At 68.2% G+C, this 19,898-nt stretch carries 14 protein-coding genes; 8 read left to right on the top strand and 6 right to left on the bottom strand.

The features are described 5' to 3' along the window. The first annotated feature begins 286 nt into the window (after nucleotides 1–286). Nucleotides 287–2,146, top strand: a complete 1,860-nt coding sequence (locus ACWPKK_RS02610; protein WP_452000856.1) for a flagellin N-terminal helical domain-containing protein — start codon at nucleotides 287–289, stop codon at nucleotides 2,144–2,146. Nucleotides 2,147–2,236: 90 nt separating this feature from the next. Here the strand turns inward: ACWPKK_RS02610 and ACWPKK_RS02605 are convergent, their stop codons facing one another. Beyond that, nucleotides 2,237–3,889, bottom strand: a complete 1,653-nt coding sequence (locus tag ACWPKK_RS02605) for a S10 family peptidase (protein WP_452000854.1) — start codon at nucleotides 3,887–3,889, stop codon at nucleotides 2,237–2,239. A 216-nt stretch (nucleotides 3,890–4,105) separates the two neighbouring features. Between ACWPKK_RS02605 and ACWPKK_RS02600 the strand changes: the two genes are divergently transcribed. The 3 genes from ACWPKK_RS02600 (at nucleotide 4,106) to ACWPKK_RS02590 (ending at nucleotide 7,314) form a co-directional block, all read left to right on the top strand. Further along, entirely contained in the window at nucleotides 4,106–5,812 is a 1,707-nt protein-coding gene (locus ACWPKK_RS02600) for a methyl-accepting chemotaxis protein (RefSeq protein ID WP_452000852.1), read from the top strand. Between the two features lie 159 nt (nucleotides 5,813–5,971). Then, nucleotides 5,972–6,496, top strand: coding sequence for a bacteriohemerythrin (locus ACWPKK_RS02595; RefSeq protein WP_452000850.1), 525 nt, complete (start codon nucleotides 5,972–5,974; stop codon nucleotides 6,494–6,496). A 134-nt stretch (nucleotides 6,497–6,630) separates the two neighbouring features. Then, a complete protein-coding gene (locus ACWPKK_RS02590; protein WP_014247028.1) occupies nucleotides 6,631–7,314 on the top strand; it encodes an orotate phosphoribosyltransferase in 684 nt (227 codons plus the stop codon). Nucleotides 7,315–7,358: 44 nt separating this feature from the next. Here ACWPKK_RS02590 and ACWPKK_RS02585 read toward each other — a convergent pair whose 3' ends face one another. The 5 genes from ACWPKK_RS02585 to ACWPKK_RS02565 form a co-directional block, all read right to left on the bottom strand. Further along, nucleotides 7,359–8,456, bottom strand: coding sequence for an FkbM family methyltransferase (locus ACWPKK_RS02585; RefSeq protein WP_452000848.1), 1,098 nt, complete (start codon nucleotides 8,454–8,456; stop codon nucleotides 7,359–7,361). Between the two features lie 100 nt (nucleotides 8,457–8,556). Further along, nucleotides 8,557–9,360 carry a galactosyltransferase-related protein gene (locus tag ACWPKK_RS02580; RefSeq protein ID WP_452000846.1) on the bottom strand — a complete coding sequence of 268 codons (804 nt, stop codon included), beginning with the start codon at nucleotides 9,358–9,360 and terminating at the stop codon, nucleotides 8,557–8,559. Continuing rightward, nucleotides 9,357–11,987, bottom strand: coding sequence for a tetratricopeptide repeat protein (locus ACWPKK_RS02575; RefSeq protein WP_452000844.1), 2,631 nt, complete (start codon nucleotides 11,985–11,987; stop codon nucleotides 9,357–9,359). The genes ACWPKK_RS02580 and ACWPKK_RS02575 overlap by 4 nt, the downstream gene beginning before the upstream one ends. Nucleotides 11,988–12,051: 64 nt before the next feature. Continuing rightward, on the bottom strand, nucleotides 12,052–12,774 hold the full coding sequence (locus ACWPKK_RS02570; protein WP_452000843.1) for a hypothetical protein: 723 nt from the start codon (nucleotides 12,772–12,774) through the stop codon (nucleotides 12,052–12,054). Between the two features lie 61 nt (nucleotides 12,775–12,835). Beyond that, a complete protein-coding gene (locus ACWPKK_RS02565; RefSeq protein WP_452000841.1) occupies nucleotides 12,836–13,813 on the bottom strand; it encodes a glycosyltransferase family 10 domain-containing protein in 978 nt (325 codons plus the stop codon). A gap of 365 nt (nucleotides 13,814–14,178) precedes the next feature. Between ACWPKK_RS02565 and ileS the strand changes: the two genes are divergently transcribed. The 4 genes from ileS (at nucleotide 14,179) to ACWPKK_RS02545 (ending at nucleotide 19,898) form a co-directional block, all read left to right on the top strand. Next, nucleotides 14,179–17,022: an isoleucine--tRNA ligase gene (ileS, locus tag ACWPKK_RS02560; protein ID WP_452000840.1), complete on the top strand. Its 2,844-nt coding sequence runs from the start codon at nucleotides 14,179–14,181 to the stop codon at nucleotides 17,020–17,022. A 148-nt stretch (nucleotides 17,023–17,170) separates the two neighbouring features. After that, nucleotides 17,171–17,674, top strand: a complete 504-nt coding sequence (lspA, locus tag ACWPKK_RS02555; RefSeq protein ID WP_324869469.1) for a signal peptidase II — start codon at nucleotides 17,171–17,173, stop codon at nucleotides 17,672–17,674. 106 nt (nucleotides 17,675–17,780) lie between these two features. After that, on the top strand, nucleotides 17,781–18,374 hold the full coding sequence (locus ACWPKK_RS02550) for a DUF3035 domain-containing protein (protein WP_310114703.1): 594 nt from the start codon (nucleotides 17,781–17,783) through the stop codon (nucleotides 18,372–18,374). 126 nt (nucleotides 18,375–18,500) lie between these two features. After that, nucleotides 18,501–19,898: a M16 family metallopeptidase gene (locus tag ACWPKK_RS02545; RefSeq protein WP_452000837.1), complete on the top strand. Its 1,398-nt coding sequence runs from the start codon at nucleotides 18,501–18,503 to the stop codon at nucleotides 19,896–19,898.

Raw genomic sequence — 19,898 nt, 5'->3', positions numbered from 1 at the left:
GCCGCGCCGGCAAGGCAGTGGGAAGATTCTTACCGCCGCCCACATCGGCAGAACCGTCCGTCACCGGCAAAAGATTCCGGGAATCTTTTTCGGGCCTGCCGCCGGCCGGGCTCGCCCCAACCCTGCCCTTTTTGCCGACCTATTTTTATTCCATAGGGAAATCAGTGACTTATGGCACACCACTGCAGTTGGCACGGCGCTTGAAATAGTGGTGTCAGGAAAACGCACGTTGCCTCGCCGGTCAAATGACCAAGGGCGAGGACAGCCTCAGAAGGAGACTAGGACCATGGCCGGTAATGTGACCCTGACCGCCTCGATGCGCACCAACCTGCTGCAGCTCCAGAGCACGCAGGCCGGTATCGACAAGAAGCAGAACATCCTGTCGACGGGCAACAAGATCAACTCGGCTCTGGATGGTCCCACCTCCTTCTTCGCCGCCAAGGGCCTGAACCAGCGTGCCGGCGACCTGTCGTCGCTGAAGGACGCGATGGGCCAGTCGATCAGCACCATCCAGGCCGCCGACAAGGGCCTGACCTCGATCGACTCGCTGGTCGACCAGGCCAAGGGCCTGACCACCGCCGCCTACGCCGCGCTGGGCACCGACGCCGCCTCCGTGGCCACCCGCAAGTCGCTGGCCGCCCAGTTCAACACGCTGAAGGACCAGATCGACAAGCTGGCCGCCGACAGCGGTTACCAGGGCAAGAACCTGATCAACGGCAACGGCATGAGCATGGACAGCACCAGCGAGTCCCGTGCCGCCGTCAACACCATCACCGGCGTCGACAACGCCCGCGTCACCAACGTCATCGCCCCCGACACCTATTCGATCCGCATCAAGGGCGACGGCTCGGTGGAGGGCAAGACCGCCGACATCTCCAAGGCCGAGAACGCCCATGGCCTGACCGGCCTGAAGCTGTCGGGCACGATGTCCAGCACGCTGGGCAGCTTCTCCGACGTCCAGATCGAAGTCCGCGGCGCCAACGGCCGCACCCGCGACTTCATCGTGTCGGACGGCAACGAAAGCCGCACGATCTCCTACTTCGACAACACGCAGACGATGACGACCAACCTGGCGACGCCCGCCACGGCTGGCAACCCGCAGACATCGGGTGTGAACGTCAAGGGCACCGTCGAAGAAGGCGACATCTTCAGCATCACGGTCGAAGGCCAGACCTTCAGCTACACCGCGACCGCCGGCGACGTCGCCATGGGCCAGACCGCGAGCACGAACGTCGCGAACCAGCTGGCGGCTTCGATCAGCAGCGCGATCTCCGGCGGACGCCTGCAGGGCAAGGACGTTGCCACCGCCAGCGTGGGCACCAGCGGCACGATCGTCCTGACCGGTGCGGCCACGGCCGGCGAGGTCCGCGACTTCACCGTGACCGCCAGCACGACCAACGCGCTGACCAAGAAGATCTCGGAAAGCTTCGCGTCGGGCACGGTGGTGACCTTCACCGTCGACCGCAAGCTGCTGGAAGCGTCGAACAACCAGGGCAACGGCATCTCGACCATCGAGAAGAAGGTCGACCTGCAGATCCAGGTGACCAACTCCAACGGCGCCCAGGTCACCCGCGATGGCATGAGCGACCGCGGCGACGGCAAGCTGAGCGGCGGCGAGCAGTCCTTCACCTTCGACACCGGCACGGTGCGGCTGGGCATCGATGCCACGACCATCCAGCAGGCGGCGTCGGCCAACTGCTCGGCCAACATCGTCACCAAGCAGATCTCCGATGCCACCACGTCGAACGACATCACGGTCCAGCTGAACGAGCGCAACACCAACTCGATCACCGTGAACGCGGTGAACCTGTCGACCAGCGGCCAGGGTCTGCGGATGGATGGCGCGCAGAACGACTGGATGGACCGCGCCGACATCGACAAGGCGGTTGCCGGCCTGGACAACGCCAAGGCGACGATCCGCTCCGCGTCGCAGTCGCTGTCGACCAACCTGAACATCATCACGACCCGCGAGAGCTTCACCAAGGAGTTCAGCGACGTGCTGACGGAAGGCGCCAGCAAGCTGACGCTGGCCGACCAGAACGAGGAAGGCGCCAGCCTGCTGATGCTGCAGACCCGTCAGCAGCTCGGCACCATCGCCCTCTCGCTGGCCAACCAGTCGCAGCAGTCGATCCTGCGCCTGTTCTAAGCCGGACCAGGGACTGACACACGAAAAGGGGCGCTCCCGCCGGGGCGCCCCTTTTCGATTCCTCCTCTCCGGCCATTCCAAAACGCCTCGTCAGCGCCTGCGCAGGGCCTCCCCGACCAGGGCGCGCGCATCGGCGGCAAGCGCGGCGCGGCCCTCCGCGCGCGTGTACATCATGTGCCCGCCCGGATGCACCGTCACCGCCACCCGGTCGCGCTCGCCCGCCGGCAACTCCAGCCTGGACGCCACCCAGCGCGAGGCCATGTAGGGGGTGATCAGGTCGGTACGGCCATGGACGATCAGCACCCGCAGCGCCGGCTGCAGGGTCAGCGCCGTCTGCAGCGCGTCGACGGCGCTCGGCACCGACATCCGCGGCCATTCCCAGTTCCGGTTGACCCGGTCGCTCAGCAGCCGGTAGGGCGCGTCGGTCCGCACCCCCAGAGCGTCATGGGCGTAGGCGGCGAATGCCGTCGTGTAGGTCGGCACCGTCCCCTTCAGGAAGGGATCGAACGGAATGCGGGCCGCTCCCGGATCGGGATCGGCCGCAGTGAAGGTGCCGTCATAGATGCTGAGGATGCGCCCCTGGTCGCGCAGAAGCTCACGCGTGAAGATGCCCATCGGCACGCGCCCGCGCTGGCGCCGCACGATCTCCACCGGCAGGCCGGTGATGCGCGCCACCTCGGCGAAGACGTCCTGCCCCGCATCGAGCCGGCCATAGTCCAGCCCTGCCAGCCCGGCGAGATAGGGACCGAGCGCGAAACGCTCCGCCGCTTCGGCCGCCTGCTCCGGCGTACCCGGCCTGCGCCCCAGCGCGGCGGCTGCGGCGGCCATGGACGGCAGTTTCCAGGCCGGGCCGAGGATGCCGTCCTCGTCGATGGCGGCGAAATCGACGACGGGCGAGACCAGGATCAGCCCGTTCACCGCAAGCCCGACCTGATCGATCAGTTCGTCGGCCATCTTGGCGATGCGGAAACCGCCATAGCTCTCCCCGGCCAGGAAGGTGGGGGACGACCAGCGTCCCTGCCGGGTCAGCCACAGCCGGACGATCTCGGCCATCGCCCGCGCATCGCCATCCACCGACCAGAAGCGCTTCTCCGTCTCGTCGGGCTTCACGGCCCGGCTGAAGCCCGTCCCGACCGGATCGACGAAGACCAGATCGGTGAAGGCCAGCCAGCTGTCGGGATTGTCGACGAGCGCGGCGGGCGGCGGCGGCAGGGTGCCGTCGGGCCCGAAGGCGACCACCTTGGGTCCCGCCGCGCCCAGGTGCATGTAGGCCGACGCGGCGCCCGGCCCGCCGTTGAACACGAAGGTGACCGGCCGCGGCCCATCGGCCGGGCTTTTCGGATCGGCGGTGTAGGACACCGTGAAGATGCGGGCAGCCAGTTCCTCCCTGGCGCCGTCGCGCAGCGGCAGGAACTCCGCCGTCGCGCTGTAGGCCAGCGCCCCTCCCGGGAGCGGCAGGCTGTGCCGGGTCACGCTGCGCTGCGGATCGAAGCCTTGGAGATCGTCCGGCTTGCGGTCCTCGGGCTTGTGATCCGCAGGCTTGCGGTCCTCCACCCGATCACCCGGCTTGGCGGCATCCGCCGCTTCCGTCCTGTCCTGCGCCTTGTCCTGAGCGGGGGCGGAAGCGGGGGCGGAAGCGGGAGCGAGCGGCGCCAGAAGGGCGGGCAGCAGCGCCAGAACCAGACCGGCGGATGGGGAACGGAGCCGTCGCGGCGACCGGGCGGGCGAGGATGAGGGCGGCATCGACGGATCCAAGACGGAAACTCCCGAACGGTTGCTGGCCCGCCGCATATTGCGGCCCCCGCACCGATCCGCAACCCGCCCCCTGCCGGCAATATGTCGGCCGCAGGCTTGCCAAGCGCGCTCCGCGCCACATCTCCTGCCTACCGAAAGTGTAATCTCTTTCGGGGTAGGGTAAGCTCCTTGCCCATCGGGCCATATTCGACGGGATGCGCCGCCATGTTCCTTTCCCGGCACGCCACCATCCGCACGCGGCTGTTCCTCGGCTTCGGCGTGGTGCTTCTTCTCCTGATGAGCCTGACCGTCATCGGCATCCGCGAGGTGCGGAAGATCGACTCCGACCTCACCCGGATCAACGAGGTGAACAGCGTCAAGCAGCGCTACGCCATCAACTTCCGCGGCAGCGTGCATGACCGCGCCATCGCGTTGCGCGACGTGGTGCTGGCCACCGAACCGACGACCCTGTCCGCAGCGCTCGCCGACATCGACCGGCTTGCCGCCTTCTACGAGCAATCCGCCAAGCCTCTCGACGCCATGTTCGCGAGCATGGCCGACATCGAGCCGGAAGAGCGGTCCCTGCTTGCCGGCATCAAGGAAATCGAGGCGAAGACCCTGCCGGCGCTCAAGGCTGTCGTCGCCGCCCGCAAGGCCAACGACATGGCCGGCGCGCAGAAGGCGCTGATGCAGGACGCCCGCCCGGCCTTCAACGAATGGCTGAAGCGCATCAACGCCTTCATCGACCTGCAGGAACACAAGAACCAGCAGATCGCCGCCCGCACGCGCGAGGTCGCCAGCGGCTTCCAGACGCTGATGCTGTCTCTCTGCGGCGCCGCCCTGCTGCTGGCCGCCGGCTTCGGGCTGTGGACGGTGGCGGCCCTGCGTCCGCTGCGCCGGCTGACCGACGCGATGCTGACTCTGGCGAAGGGCGACCTGACCGTGGCCGTGCCGACCTCCGAGTCCCGGGACGAGATCGGACTGATCACCGGTGCCGTCGAGGTGTTCAAGGCCAATGCGGTGGAGGCCGACGCCTTCCGCCGCCGCCAGGCCGAGGCCGAGCACGCCGCCGAGGAGCGCAAGCGGGCCGAGATGGCGGCGCTGGCCGATCGGTTCGAGAGCGAGGTGAAGGGCGTGGTCGACAGCGTTTCCACCTCCTCGACCGAGGTGCGGACGCTGGCGCGGTCGCTGGCGACCACCGCCGACCATACCGAGACCCAGGCGACCACCGTCGCCGCCGCGTCCGAACAGGCATCGGTCAATGTCCAGACCGTCGCCGCCGCCGCAGAGGAACTGGCGGCCTCCATTGCCGAGATCGGACGGCGGATCGGCGAGAGCAGCCGCAAGGCCAGGCACGCGGCCGACCAGGCGGACGGCACCAACCGCATCGTCGACGGCCTGTCCGCCAAGGCGAACCAGATCGGCGACGTGGTGAACCTGATCAGTTCCATCGCCGGACAAACCAACCTGCTGGCGCTGAACGCCACCATCGAGGCCGCCCGCGCCGGTGAAGCGGGCAAGGGCTTTGCCGTGGTGGCGAGCGAAGTGAAGAGCCTCGCCAACCAGACCGCCAAGGCGACCGGCGACATCTCGCAGCAGATCCAGGAAATCCAGACGGCGACCGCCGACGCCGTGCAGGCGATCCAGAGCATCGCCGCGACGATCGGCGAGGTGAACGACATCGTCGGCACCATCGCCCAGGCGGTCGACGGCCAGAACGCCGCAACCATGGAGATCGCCCGCAACGTCCAGCAGGCGGCGGCCGGCACCAACGAGGTGTCCTCGTCCATCGGCGGCGTCCTGCAGGCGGCGTCGGAGACCGGAAGCGGGGCCTCGCGCCTGCTTTCCTCCTCCGGCGAGCTGTCGAAGCAGGCGGAGTTGCTGCGCAGTCAGGTGGACCGCTTCCTGGGCAGCGTCCGCGGCGCCGTCTGAGTTCAGTCAGACGAACCGCGGGCATGAAGCAGGGACGCGGCAATAGGTAGCATCGCCGATGCTTGCGGCCGGCGGCCGGGAAATCTAGGAGTTTCCGGCCGCCGCACGTCCTGCGCGCGCCATCCGCCGGATGCACCTCCGACCAGCACGGGTCCCGTCATGATCGACAACTCCATGAGCGACAGCGAGAGTGCCGACATGAGCGACAGCGAGAGCGCCGGCACCGTCGATTACGGCCGCCTCGTGTGGAGCGACGACCTGGTCCTGGGCATCGCATCGATCGACGAGCAGCATCGCGAGTGGATCGCCCTGGTCCAGGCATTCGAGCGTGCCGTCACCGAAGGCCATCCGGCCGAGGAGATGCGCAGGACCCTCGCCGCCGCCGTCGCCTACACCGAATCGCATTTCGCCGACGAACAGCAGGTGATGGAGGAGGCGGGCTATCCCTTCCTCGACGACCACCCCGCCCAGCACCAGCTCGCCTGGGACCGCGTCCATGCCTTCGCTTCCGGCGAGGTGGCGGACGAGGAGGTTCGCAACAGCGTGGCGGAATTCCTGCCGCAATGGCTGATGCTGCACATCAACACGGCCGACCGCCAGTTCGCACGCTGGCTGAAGGGCAGCGCCGCCGCCGGCACTCCGGCGGACCCGGCGGGCCGGGTGTTCGGCGACATCCCGGTCTGAATCCCCGGCCTGAATCCCCGGTCAGAATCCCTCGTCCGGCAGGTCCGCAACTCCCCCCGCCGTTGCGATTCCGCGATCACGCCGCTACACAGGGGGCACCGCGCGAGCCATCCCGTTTTCCGGAGCCTTCCGTCATGTCGACCCTGCCCGATCAGGCCACCATCGCCGCCACCGCGGCCAAGATCCTGCTGGAGATCAAGGCGCTGCATTTCAACGCCGAGACGCCCTTCATCTTCACCTCGGGCTGGGCCAGCCCGGTCTACACCGATTGCCGCCGCATCGTGTCCTTCCCACGCGCCCGCAAGGCGCTGATGGACTTCGCGGTCGCCACGATCGAGCGCGAGATCGGCTATGAGGCCATCGACGCGGTGGCCGGCGGCGAAACCGCCGGCATTCCCTTCGCCGCCTGGATCGCCGACCGTCTGGAACTGCCGATGCAGTATGTGCGCAAGAAGCCCAAGGGCTTCGGCCGCAACGCCCAGATCGAAGGCCTGCTGACCGAGGGGCAGCGCGTCCTGCTGGTCGAGGATCTGGCGACCGACGGCAAGAGCAAGGAGAACTTCGTCACCGCATTGCGCAACGGCGGCGCCCAGGTGACCGATACCTTCGTGATCTTCCACTACGGCATCTTCCCGCAGTCGAAGGTCAACATGGATGCCATCGGCGTGCGTCTGCACGCGCTGTGCACCTGGTGGGACGTGCTGAAGGTCGCCCGCGACAACCGCTATTTCGACGAGAACACCCTGTCGGAGGTCGAGAAGTTCCTGAACGACCCGGTCGGCTGGTCGTCGGCCCACGGCGGCAAGTCGAGCATGTGATCGTTGCCGGGGGCGGCCACCGCGCCGCCCCCGAGACTGTTCCGTCAGCCGCGGCGAACGTAAAAGGCGTCGCCCCAACTGTGATGAAAGGGGCTGACCTCCTCCACCCGCTGGTAGCCGTGCGGGAACAGCAGGTCGTCGATGTCGGCGATCCGTCCGCAGCCCTCGTAAAGTTCCGCGTAATTCACCTCGACCGACACGGCGTCGAAGCGCCCCAGCAGCGGACCGCAGCCGGCCAGGATCATCCGCTCCGCACCTTGTGTGTCGATGGCCAGCACATTGTAGTCGCCGGCATCGATGCCGAATTCCGCCAGAAGGTCGGGCAACGGGGCTGCATCGACCTCGATGGTGCCGGTCAGCGTGATACCGGGATAGACGTCCAGATGTTCCTTCGGGGGCAGCAGAGAACTGGATTGGCTGCCGCTCATCCGCGAAAAGGGAAGCCGTCCGGCCCGGTCCGACACCGCACGGTTGATACAGGTAACATCCGGATTTGCGGCAAAGCGCGGGGCAAGGCGGGCATAGGTGTCCGGATCGGCCTCCACGAACAGGACCCGGCGGCAGCCGGCTTCGACATACTGGGGATATTCCTCGCCCTCATGTGCGCCGATATGGACGATCCCGCGCGGGACGATGCCATAGCGCGGAAACAACTCCGAATAGTGGAGCATTGACCTGTCGCGGGTGAACAGCCGCTGCCAATGGCGCGGAGCCATCGCCAGATGGGTGCAAGCCGCGCCGTCCGCCGGTGGTTGCTGGCAGTGCTGCAAAGTCCGGCCATCGAACCGGAACATCGCATAGCGGCTGCCCTGCAGCAGATCATACAGCGCCGACAGGTCGCCGCCGGCCTCGGTCCCGTCGAACTGGACGAAATCGATGCGGCGAAGGCGCAGCATCTCCGCGGCGCCCTCCAGCGCAGCCAGCGCGCCGCCGTTGCGATGCAGCACCAGCCAGTCGACATGCCGGAGGCCCAACCGGGCACACCAGCCGTCGATCGAGCCGGGCGCATCCTCGGCGATTACGGCATGATCTTCGGACCGCAATTCCGCGGACCAAGCCGCCGCCCCCTGTCCGGCTGCCAGCAGCGTGGCGCCGCCCTTCAGGAAACTCTGCAGCAAGGTGTTCACCGGCGCATCGTTCATGTTTGTCTCGTTTCCAATTGACCGATCTCCTTGCCGCAAGCGCGACGAGCCTGCCGGGAAGCGATCTTAAATTCCGCCATCGGCAAAATGACAAGCCGTCTCATGAGGCTCCCTGCGCGGCGGCCGCCGCTGCCTGATCGGGCCTGGGGACATGATTGAACCGGACGCGGACGATTTCCCAGCGTCCTTGCGCCTGCGCGACGGCGCCGTCGCAAGGGCGGCGGTCCAGCACGTCGAAGGACAGCGTGGACAGCCCGTCGCCGGCCGGGATCTTGCCGGTGGACCAAAGCTCCTGAAAGACGCGGCGGTTGACCAGGGAGATGGGGGACGGCGCCGCGTCCGGCGTGAAGCCGTCATTGTCGTGGTCAAGCGGCTGGAAGCGCCCCTTGCGCTGGCCGGTGGGGATTCGGCGCGCCCGGATCCGCAGCGAAAAGTCGAAATCCTCGTAGCCCCAGCCCCAGAAGGCATTGGAATAGCCGTCCACCTGCCGCATGACCGCGTTCGGCATCAGCAGCGCGCCGCCCATCGTGCTTTCCAGGTTGGTCGTCACCGTGCGGTCCGACCGTCCCGGCGCGACCGGCCGCTGTTCCGCCCCGTACCACAGGATGGGGGTGGGGCAGTCGGCCCAGGAATAATCGGCATCGACCGGCAGGTAATCGACGTCGTGCAGGCAGGTGTAGTCGGTCCGCTCCTCGCCCAGCAGGAACCCGGCATTCTTCAGGGCGCCCCGGTTGAAGGGAAGCCCGGCCTCCTGCTCCACGATGGTCACCCGATAATCGATCCGCGGGACCAGCCGGTCGAAATAGGCGCTCACCCACGGCACGAACTGCCGGAGATGGCTTTCGCGATCCCGGTAGGGGACGACGATGTGGAGCCGCTTTCCCGCGCTGTCGCCGGTCGTCATGGGACTTCCCCTTCTCCCTGTATGGCGGATGCTGCGCCGCCGGTGTCGCCGGCCGAGATCGCTATCGGCCGCGGCGTTCCACCGGCCCGGTGATTTTCCCACATCGCCCGGTAGGCCGCCTCCAGATGCCGGGTGAAGCGCGGCGTGTCGAACAGCGCGCAGACCGGCCGGTTGCGCGCCAGCCGCTGCCGCAGGTCATGGAGCCGTTCGGGCGCGCGGGCGAGCGCCACCGCAGCCGTCTCATAGGCCTCCTGCCCGTCGACGACCAGTTCGGGCAGACCGGCCGCCCGCAGCAGGCTGGCCGCCACGCGCCCGGCGAAGGTGGTCCCGCGCCGTGTCAGCACCGGCAACCCCGCCCACAGGGCGTCGCTGGCCGTGGTGTGCGCATTGTAGGGAAGCGTATCGAGGAACAGGTCGGCCAGCCGGTGCCGCGCCAGATGCTCGGCATGGGGCAAGGGCTTGGCGAAGACGAGCCGATGGGGTTCCACACCGCGGGCTTCGCCTTCGCGGCGCAGGTTCGCCACCACCCGGGGGTCCCCGGCATAAAGCCACAGCACGCTGCCGGGCACCGCCGCCAGGATGCGCGCCCAGCCGTCGAACAGGGCGGGCGTCAGCTTGTAGGCGCTGTTGAAGCAGCAGAAGACGAAGCCGTCGGCCGGCAGCCCGCAGTCCGCACGGGTCGGCGTGGCCTCGGCGATGGCGCGCCGGCGGTCGTTGGGCTGGTAGCAATCGGGTAGCCGCACCACCCGCTCGGTGAAGAAGCCCTCCTCGCCCGGCGCGATCACCGTGGGGTCGGCGACGATGTAGTCGACATACTCCGCCCCCAGCGTTCCCGGATAGCCCAGCCAGTTGACCTGCACCGGGGCCGGACGGGCCGCCAGGATCGAGGTGCGCGAGAAGGTGGTGAAGCCGGTCAGATCGACCAGGATGTCGATGCCGTCCGCCGCGATGGCCAGCGCCGCATCGGCATCGGTGTGGCGGCGCAGGTCGACGAAGCGTTCGATCCCCTGCTCGAACCGCCGGCGCAGCGCGCTGCCGTCGTCGATGCCGGTCGAATAGGCGGTGACGGCGAAGCGGGAGCGATCATGCGTCTCCAGGGCGTCGACCATCAGGTGGCCCATCGCATGCTCGCGGAAATCCGCCGACAGGTAGCCGATGCGCAGGCGCCCGTCGCGCGCGACCGCGGCGGGCCAGACCACCGGAACAGCGCCGCGGGCTTTGGCCGCCGCCCAGCGGGCCGCAGCCGACTGCTGGTCGGCCAGGGTCGAGGCGCAGGACAGGACATCGAAGGGGGACACGCCTTCCGCCCCCTCGCGGACCCGCCGGAGGAGTTGCGCCTCCAGCCGGTCCAGATCGCGCCAGTCGCACAGAAGCCTCTGCTGACGGACGAGCTGACCCAAGGCCGCGGCATGGTCCGGAACCAGCCGCAGCACCCGCCGGCAGGCGTCCACCGACACCGCGCTCCAGCCGGCCATGGCGGCGGCCATCGCCAGATCGGCATGGGCATCGGATCCGCCGGGGTCGAGGGCGACGGCATTGCGCAGGACGGCGACGGCGGCATCGGGGCGGACGGCCTCCGCCAGCACGCCGCCCAGCCGCCGCCAAGCCTCGCCGTTCGCCGGCTGCCGGATCAGCAGGGCCTTGAGGACCGCCAGCGCGCCGTCCGCATCGTGCAGGCTCGACAGGAGCAGGGCCAGATTGATCTCCGCCACCGGAAAGTCGGGCTGCAGGTCCAGCGCCGCGCGGTATTGGACCACTGCGTCCTGCGGGCGGCCGAGTTCCCGCAGGGCATTGGCGAGATTGTTGCGCGCCGCCGGGTCGGACGGCTCCAGCCGGACCGCGGCCGACGCCGCGCGCCTTGCCTCCTCCCGCCGTTCCGCCGTATGGGCGGCGTTGCCGAGCGCCAGCCAGTTCCGCGCGCTCGCCGGATCGAGCGCCACCGCAAGACGGCCGGCGCCGAGCGCTTCGGCCGGACGGCCGGCGGCATCGAGCGTACCGGTCAGGTTGTGCCAGTTGTCCGCATCCAGGGGCGCGAAACCGACCGCCTTGCGGAAGGCGGCCTCCGCGTCTGCCCCCCGGCCCATGCGGTGGAGCGCCACGCCCAGCTTCGACCAGGACGCAGCATCGGCGGGGGCGAGCCGCGCCGCCTCCCGATGGGCGGCGGCGGCCTCTGCGAAGCGACCCAGGTCCTGCAGGGCGACGCCGAGGTTGTTGTGGACCTCCCCCAGATGGGAGTGGGTCGCCAGCACCTTGCGGTAATGGGGCTCGGCATCCTGCGGGCGTCCCTGCCGGTGCAGGGCCAGCGCCAGACCGTAATGCGCATCGACCGACGCAGGGGAGACCCGCAGCGCCGCCGCATAGACCGCCGCCGCCGCATCCCAGCGCGCCATGCCGGCCATGGCCGCGCCGAAATCGAGATAGACCTCCGGATCCTTCGCGATGGCCAGCGACTTCTGGAACAGGATCACCGCCTCGCGCGGGCGGCCCAGCCTCAACTCCACCACGCCCAGCCGGTGCAGGGCAGCCGGATTCTGCGGCTCGGCCTCCAGCGCTTCGAGGTAGCGGGCCCTCGCCTCCTCCAGGTTGCCGCTGTTTTCCGCCGCCACGGCGCGGGTGAAGCTGGTCATGCGCTGCCGATCGGTACTGGCGGTTGACGGGGACGGGTCCGGCATTTGTCTGCCATAGCCGACCTCAGTCGCGCCAGCGCGTGTGTTCCAGGATGCGGGGAATCTCGGCGGGACGGCGGCCGTCCCCCCATTGCGAGATGTCGGGAATGGCGGTCACGCCGTGGCGGCGGCCGATCAGGCTGAGGATGCTTTGGTCGTGGCGATGGTCGCGGAACTCCGGATAGTTCGGCAGGCCGCATTCGTTGGGGGCATCGGTGATCAGCCGGGCATCCTGGGCATAGCGCAGCCATTGCGAAACGAAGTCCATGCTTTCCGGCCCGCGCTCACAAACGATGAAGCTGGCGAGGATCTGCGGCGCGTCGGTAAAGGCCGGCTGGTCCTGCCCCATGAAATGGAAGCAGTCGCGCTTGGTCCAGACGCGATTGCTGTGATGGTCCTCCAGCGTGAACAGCAGGACCGGCAGGTCGCGCCGCCGGCGGCAGAGTTCGATCACCGGGTCGACGCTGTGGACGAAATGGGCGCCGCTGTCGCTGTAGAACAGGATGTCCCCGTCCTGCAGATTCTTGCGCAGCATCAGGTCGATGAAATAGGGCTTCCACAGCCAATAGCCGGCCCCGCGCGGCTGCTCCAGGATATGCCGGTTGCGGGCGGCGAAGGCGGCATCGATATGGTGCCGCCCCATCATGGCCACCTCGTCGAAGCCACCGAACTCCAGCCCGGTCCTGGCGTTGTATTTCTGCGCCGTCGTGAAGGCCCCGTCGGCATAATTCAGCAGCACCCGCTTCATCGCCCGCTCCCCCGCCGCTGCAAGGCGGCTTTGTCACTTCGGCTTATTCAATTGGCGCCGCTCACAGGCGGCTTTCGATCCATTCGGCCAGGCGGAAGGCATCGAAGTAGAAATCCTCCGTACCGAGGAAGGGCGGCGTGCTGCGGTAGCGGCGATAGGTGTCGTAATCGTCGTCGACCGCCAGGATGGCGTCGATCGCCTCCTCGTCGGAGGAATAGCGCGACACGTCGATGAAGCTGCCGGCGGCGACATCGCGCAGCACGCCGGGGTCCCCCCAATAGAGCGGCACGACGCCGGCCTGGAAAGCGTCGAGGATCTTCTCCGTCAGATAGCCGGGATATGACGCATTCTCGAAGGCGAAGGCGAAGCGGTAGCGGGAGAAGACCCGGATTTTCGGCAGCCAGCCCATCTTCACCACGCTGCCGGTGTTGTTCAGCAGCCAGCCCACCGACTCCACATGGCGCCGCGCGCAGAGCATCCGGAAGAAGTCGTTGCGGCGGACGCAGTTGGGATTCTTGTAGAGGAAGGCGCAGAACTTCCGCTGGGCCGCCTCTTCCCGCGTCGGCGGCACCGGCGGCAGGACCGGATGGCAGAAATGCGGCGTCGCCCCCTCCCGCATATGGTCCCAGGCATGCATGACGTAGAGCGGCAGGCGGTAATGCCGGGGATCGTCGATGCGGTCGAACGACACCGACATATCGACGCCGTCGAGCGGGGGCCGAACATTCTCGCCGGTGAAGAACAGCCCGCGGGCGGTCCGCGCCTCGCGATGGCGGGTGCCGAACACCGACACGATGGCGAGGTCGCAGTCGTTGTCGACGACCGACACGTCGAAGCGGCTCGACAGGATGTCCACGAAGAAGTTCGCGGACGGATTGAACTCCGGCCAGAAATCGAAGAAGGCGATCTTCAGCCGCGGCCGGGCGCCGCGTCCGCCGCGCTCCGGCCCATGCAGGAGGAAGCGGTCGAGAACCGCCGGGTCCTTGTCGGCGGAGGCAAGATATTCGGCCAGGAAGTCGCTTGTCCGTGGATCGATCATGCCCGCCGATGCCCTTGCGCGTGCTGCCTGCCAGCTCCGTCCGCCGGGAACCATCCCTGCCCCGGATGCTCCGGCGGCAACACCGTAGAATTGCCGCCCTCCGGTGACCAGCGGATTTTTCGGACCCTGCCGTGCCGCGGGCCGGCGTGAGCCGTCCTTGACCGCACCGCACACGCCGCTAATATCCCGCGCCATGGACGTCTCACTGCGGATCCCGATGATGTGCGCTCCGGCGCATCGCGCGCGAATTACCGGCCCGGCTCTCTGAGGAGGGCCGGGATAGAGACCTGCTGTGTTCCGGGTGGCGCCACGGCCAGTCCTGCCGGCCGCCGCCCGACGGTGATGCTTTCCCCCAGGGATCCGATATGACCCGCGATTACAAATCGACCGTCTTCCTGCCCCGCACCGATTTCCCCATGCGTGGCGGCCTGCCGACCAAGGAGCCCGAGCTGCTGAAGCGCTGGGCCGAGATGGACCTGTTCGGCAAGCTGCGCGCCGGCGCCAAGGGCCGCAAGAAGTTCGTGCTGCACGACGGCCCGCCCTATGCCAACGGCAACATCCACATCGGCCATGCCGTCAACAAGATCCTGAAGGACGTGATCGTCCGCTTCCGCCAGATGCAGGGCTTCGACGCCGACTATGTCCCCGGCTGGGACTGCCACGGCCTGCCCATCGAGTGGAAGATCGAGGAGAAGTACCGCAAGGCCGGCAAGAACAAGGATGACGTGCCGCTCATCCAGTTCCGCGCCGAATGCCGCCAGTTCGCCGAGGAATGGGTCGGCATCCAGGCCGCCGAGTTCCGCCGGCTGGGCGTGGAGGGCGACTGGAAGCACCCCTATGCCACCATGACCTTCCCGGCCGAGGCGCAGATCGTCCGCGAAATCCACAAGTTCGCGCTGAACGGCGGCCTGTACAAGGGCTCCAAGCCGGTCATGTGGTCGGTGGTGGAGAAGACCGCGCTGGCCGATGCCGAGGTGGAATACCACGACCACACCTCCACCACCGTCTTCGCCCGCTTCCCCGTCTGGGGGTCGTCGGCGCCGGAGGTGGACGAGGCCAGCATCGTCATCTGGACGACCACCCCCTGGACCCTGCCGGCCAACCGCGCCATCGCCTATGGCGACGAGATCGAATACGCGACCTTCAAGGTGACCGCCGTCGCCGAAGGCAGCAAGGCCGTGGTCGGCGAGCGTCTGGTGCTCGCCACCGGCGTGGCCGAGGGCGTGCTGAAGGAGGCCGGCGTCACCGAGTGGAAGCAGTTGCACCGCTTCCCCGGCTCGCGCCTTGCCGGCACCTATTGCCGCCACCCGCTGAACGGCAAGGGCTACGACTTCAAGGTGCCGCTGCTGGCCGGCGACTTCGTGACGACCGACGCCGGTTCGGGCTTCGTCCACATCGCCCCCGGCCATGGCGAGGACGACTTCCGCCTGGGTCAGGCCAACGGCATCGAGGTGCCGCAGACGGTGGGCGAGGATGGGCGCTATTACGCCCATGTGCCGCTGTTCGCCGGTCTGGCGGTCTACACCGACCAGGGCAAGCCCGGCCCGGCCAACAAGGCGGTGCTGGAAGCGTTCGATGAAGCCGGCTCGCTGCTGGCCAGCAACCGCATCAAGCACAGCTATCCGCACAGCTGGCGCTCCAAGGCGCCGCTGATCTTCCGCACCACGCCGCAGTGGTTCATCTCGATGGAGACGAACGACCTGCGCAAGGTGGCGCTGCAGGCGATCTCCGACACCCGCTGGATCCCGACCCAGGGCGAGAACCGCATCCGCTCGATGATCGAGAGCCGTCCGGACTGGTGCATCAGCCGCCAGCGTGCCTGGGGCGTGCCGATCGCCCTGTTCGTGCGCAAGGCGACCGGCGAGATCCTGCGCGACGAGGCGGTGTTCGCCCGCATCGCCGACATCTTCCAGCAGGAGGGCGCCGACGCCTGGTTCGCCCGCGATCCGCAGGATTTCCTCGGCAACGGCTATGCCGCCGAGGAGTTCGAGCAGGTCCGGGACATCGTCGACGTCTGGTTCGAGTCGGGCTCCTCTCACGCCTTCGTGCTGGAGCAGCGGCTGGAGGAACTTGCCTGGCCGGCCGACCTCTACCTGGAAGGCTCCGACCAGCATCGCGGCTGGTTCCATTCGTCGCTGCTGGAAAGCTGCGGCACGCGCGGCCGGGCGCCCTACAACGCGGTGCTGACCCACGGCTTCGTCCTGGACGAGCAGGGCCGCAAGATGTCCAAGTCACTGGGCAACGTGGTGGCCCCGCAGGAGGTCTGCGACCAGTATGGCGCCGACATCCTGCGCCTGTGGATCATCAACTCCGACTATTCGGAGGATCTCCGCATCGGCAAGGAGATCATCAAGACCCAGGCCGACCTGTACCGCCGCCTGCGCAACACGTTGCGCTACCTGCTGGGCGCGCTGGCCGACTATACCCCGGCCGAGCGGATCGACGCCGCCGAGATGCCGGAACTGGAGCGCTGGGTCCTGCACCGCTTGTCGGAGTTGGACACGCTGGTCCGTGAGAAGGTCGAGGCCTACGACTTCCACGCCCTGTTCGTGGCCCTGCACAACTTCTGCGCGGTGGAGCTGTCGGCCTTCTACTTCGACGTCCGCAAGGACAGCCTCTATTGCGACGCGGTCGACTCGGTGCGCCGCCGGTCGGTGCGGACGGTGATGGAGCATCTGTTCTCCACCCTGACCGCCTGGCTCGCCCCGATCCTCTGCTTCACCGCGGAAGAGGCGTGGCTGGCCCGGCCGGAAGGCCTGACCAGCGGCCAGGGCTGGACCGACGAGAGCGTGCATCTGCGCGGCTTCCCGGAGGTGCCGGCCGAGTGGCGCAACGACGCTCTCGCCGCCAAGTGGGAGTCGGTGCGCAACGTCCGCCGCGTCGTCACCGGCGCGCTGGAGCTGGAACGCGCCAACAAGACCATCGGCTCGTCGCTGCAGGCCGATCCGACCGTCCATGTCGACGCCGCCACCAAGGCCCTGCTGGCCGACGTGGACTTCCAGGACGTCTGCATCACCTCGGCCATCGAGGTGACGGACGCGGCGGCGCCGGACGGGGCCTTCACCCTGCCCGACGTTCCCGGCATCGCCGTCGCCCCGGCGCTCGCCGAAGGCGAGAAGTGCGAGCGCTGCTGGAAGGTCCTGGAGGAAGTCGGCACGGTCCACGACCATCCGACTCTCTGCGTCCGCTGCTCCGACGCGGTGGCATGAAGCCGGACACGACAATCGCGGTCCTATCCCCTCTCCCCCCCGGGGAGAGGGTTAGGGTGAGGGGGATCCGCCTGCCGGATGCCCGTCGCCGCGCATCCCCCTCACCCCGACCTTCTCCCCGGGGGGGAGAGGGAGGATGTGTGGCCGCATGAACAGCTTCGTCGCCAACCAATCCCGTTCCTACTGGCTGTTCGGGCTGATCGTCGCCGCGGTGGTGGTCGTGCTCGACCAGGGCAGCAAATGGTGGATCCTCGAACGGGTCATGCAGCCGATCCCGCATGTCATCGAGGTGACGTCCTTCTTCAACCTCGTGCTGGTGTGGAACTACGGCGTCAGCTTCGGCACCTTCGCCAGCGGCGGGGCGCTGATGCCCTATATCCTGAGCGCCATCGCCGCGGTGATCGCCGTCTGCCTCGTCATCTGGATGCGGCAGGCCGAAAGCCGGCTGGCGGCGCTGGCGCTGGGCTTCATCATCGGCGGCGCGGTGGGCAACGTCGCCGACCGGCTGCTGCACGGCGCGGTGGTCGACTTCCTGGATTTCCATTTCGGCGGCTGGCATTTCTGGGCCTTCAACGTTGCCGACAGCGGAATCAGCGTCGGTGTGGTCCTGCTGCTGATCGACGGACTGTTCGCGGACCGCGAAAAGTCGTAAGAGTTCCGTCGCCGGTGGCGTTATAACCGCCGGCGAGCGCTGACCATGCGGCCTCGACCTCCTGGCCGGGTCGCTACGACGTGACAGACGACGGGATCCTCCGAACGTGACCAGCATCTCCTCCGCCCTCTCCCTCTCCCGGACCCGGCTTCCTCTGCTTGGGCTGGCGCTTGCGGCGTTGACGCTCGCCGGCTGCTCGGATGTTCGCCGCTCCATCGGTCTCGACCGCCAGAGCCCCGACGAGTTTGCCGTCGTTTCCCGCGCTCCGCTGACCCTGCCGCCCAGCCTGCAGGACCTGCCGCGGCCGCGCCCCGGCGCCGCCCGTCCGCAGGACAGCACGCCGACCCAGATGGCGGCCGGCGCCGTGTTCGGCGGTTCGTCGCGCGGCAACGCCAGGGCGGCGGCCGGCTCCACCGCGGGCGAGAAGTCGCTGGTCGCCCAGGCCGCGGCGCGCGACGGCATCGACCCCAACATCCGCACCAAGGTCGATCAGGAAACCACCCAGCTGATCATCGCCGACAAGAGCTGGATCGATTCGCTGCTGTTCTGGCAGAAGCAGGAGCAGCCCTACTCGCTGGTCGACCCCGCCAAGGAGCAGCAGCGCCTGCGCGAGGCCCAGGCCCAGGGCAAGTCTGTGGACGGCACCGCCACGCCGGTGATCGAACGCAAGCGCAAGGCGCCGCTGGAAGGCCTGTTCTAAGCAGAGGTGATCGCCCCCGGACGGTTCGAACCTTGTCGCGGGCGCCACATCACACCAGTTTCCGGGGGCGTCCTTCCCAGCGAAGGACGCCCCTTTCGATTCGGACCTCCTGCTCCGGGAGCCCTCATGCTCGCCTACCTTCCAGCCCGCCGCCTCGCCGCGGCCGGATTCCTGGCCCTGACGATGACCGTCGCCGCCCCCCTGATGCCGGTGCCGATCGCCGCACCGCCCGCCCATGCGGCGGAAAAGGGGGTGTTCTTCCCTGAGAGCTTCACCCTGTCGAACGGCATGCAGGTGGTGATCGTCCCCAACCACCGCGTTCCGGTCGTGACCCACATGGTCTGGTACAAGGTGGGGGCCGCCGACGAGGAGCGCGGCCAGTCCGGCATCGCCCATTTTCTGGAACACCTGATGTTCAAGGGGACGGAGGTGATCCCGCCCGGCGAGTTCAGCCGCATCGTCGCCAAGAACGGCGGGCGCGACAACGCCTTCACCAGCTACGACTACACCGCCTATTACCAGAACGTCGCCCGCGACCGGCTGGAGATGGTGATGCGGATGGAGGCCGACCGCATGGCCAACCTGAAGCTGACCGACGCAGTGGTCTATCCCGAACGCGACGTCATCATCGAAGAGCGGCGCCAGCGCGTCGAGAACGAGCCGGCCGACCGCATCGGCGAGCAGATCAACGCCACCATGTTCGTCCATCACCCCTACGGCACCCCGGTGATCGGCTGGCCGCAGGAGATGGCCGGGCTGACGCGGGAAATGGCGGAGAGCTTCTACAAGACCTGGTACACGCCCAACAACGCCATCCTGGTGGTGTCCGGCGACGTCACCGCGGCGGAGCTGAAGCCGCTGGCCGAGCGCTATTACGGCGCCATCCCCGCCCGCCCGGTGCCGGAGCGCAAGCGGGTGAGCGAGCCGCCGATGACTGCCGCAAGGCAGGTCGTTCTGCGCGACGAGGAGGTGCGGCAGCCGTCGGTGCGCCGCAGTTGGATCGCGCCCTCCTACCGCCTCGATCCGAACGGCCATGCCTATGCGCTGCAGGTGCTGGCCGAGATCATGAGCGGCGGCACCACGTCCCGCCTCTATCGCAGCCTCGTGGTGGACCAGAAGGTCGCGACCTCCGCCTGGCTCGGCTATGGCCCCACCGCCTGGGACATGGCCACGCTCGGCGTCGGCGCCAGCCCGGCGGCGGGCGTGCCGATGGACAAGCTCGAATCGTCTCTGTGGGCGGAAATCGACAAGCTGCTGAAATCCGGCGTGACGGAGGAAGAGGTCGCAACCGCCCGCAAGCGCATGCTGGCCGCGGCGGCCTATGCCCGCGACAGTCTGACCGGCCCGGCCCAGACGCTTGGCGCCGCGCTGGCGACCGGCCAGAGCCTGGACGATGTGGAAAGCTGGCCGGTGCGCATCGACGCCGTCACCGCCGATCAGGTCAACGCCGCCGCCCGCGCCGTGCTGAGCCAGACCAACCACGTCACCGGCCTGCTGCTGCCCCCGACCGGAAAGGACAGTTGA

It is taken from the genome of Azospirillum largimobile (genome assembly GCF_977007025.2).
Note: the sequence above shows the minus strand (reverse complement) of the source record. Positions and strands in the feature narration are given on the sequence as shown.

What these genes read in the sequence shown, in the direction of transcription:
- ileS (WP_452000840.1), top strand. Translation starts at nt 14,179, where the DNA reads ATGACCCGCGATTACAAATCGACCGTCTTCCTGCCCCGCACCGATTTC.
- ACWPKK_RS02595 (WP_452000850.1), top strand. Translation starts at nt 5,972, where the DNA reads ATGATCGACAACTCCATGAGCGACAGCGAGAGTGCCGACATGAGCGAC.
- ACWPKK_RS02575 (WP_452000844.1), bottom strand. Translation starts at nt 11,987, where the DNA reads ATGACCAGCTTCACCCGCGCCGTGGCGGCGGAAAACAGCGGCAACCTG.
- ACWPKK_RS02565 (WP_452000841.1), bottom strand. Translation starts at nt 13,813, where the DNA reads ATGATCGATCCACGGACAAGCGACTTCCTGGCCGAATATCTTGCCTCC.
- lspA (WP_324869469.1), top strand. Translation starts at nt 17,171, where the DNA reads ATGAACAGCTTCGTCGCCAACCAATCCCGTTCCTACTGGCTGTTCGGG.
- ACWPKK_RS02590 (WP_014247028.1), top strand. Translation starts at nt 6,631, where the DNA reads ATGTCGACCCTGCCCGATCAGGCCACCATCGCCGCCACCGCGGCCAAG.
- ACWPKK_RS02570 (WP_452000843.1), bottom strand. Translation starts at nt 12,774, where the DNA reads ATGAAGCGGGTGCTGCTGAATTATGCCGACGGGGCCTTCACGACGGCG.
- ACWPKK_RS02600 (WP_452000852.1), top strand. Translation starts at nt 4,106, where the DNA reads ATGTTCCTTTCCCGGCACGCCACCATCCGCACGCGGCTGTTCCTCGGC.
- ACWPKK_RS02610 (WP_452000856.1), top strand. Translation starts at nt 287, where the DNA reads ATGGCCGGTAATGTGACCCTGACCGCCTCGATGCGCACCAACCTGCTG.
- ACWPKK_RS02605 (WP_452000854.1), bottom strand. Translation starts at nt 3,889, where the DNA reads ATGCCGCCCTCATCCTCGCCCGCCCGGTCGCCGCGACGGCTCCGTTCC.
- ACWPKK_RS02585 (WP_452000848.1), bottom strand. Translation starts at nt 8,456, where the DNA reads ATGAACGATGCGCCGGTGAACACCTTGCTGCAGAGTTTCCTGAAGGGC.
- ACWPKK_RS02545 (WP_452000837.1), top strand. Translation starts at nt 18,501, where the DNA reads ATGCTCGCCTACCTTCCAGCCCGCCGCCTCGCCGCGGCCGGATTCCTG.
- ACWPKK_RS02580 (WP_452000846.1), bottom strand. Translation starts at nt 9,360, where the DNA reads ATGACGACCGGCGACAGCGCGGGAAAGCGGCTCCACATCGTCGTCCCC.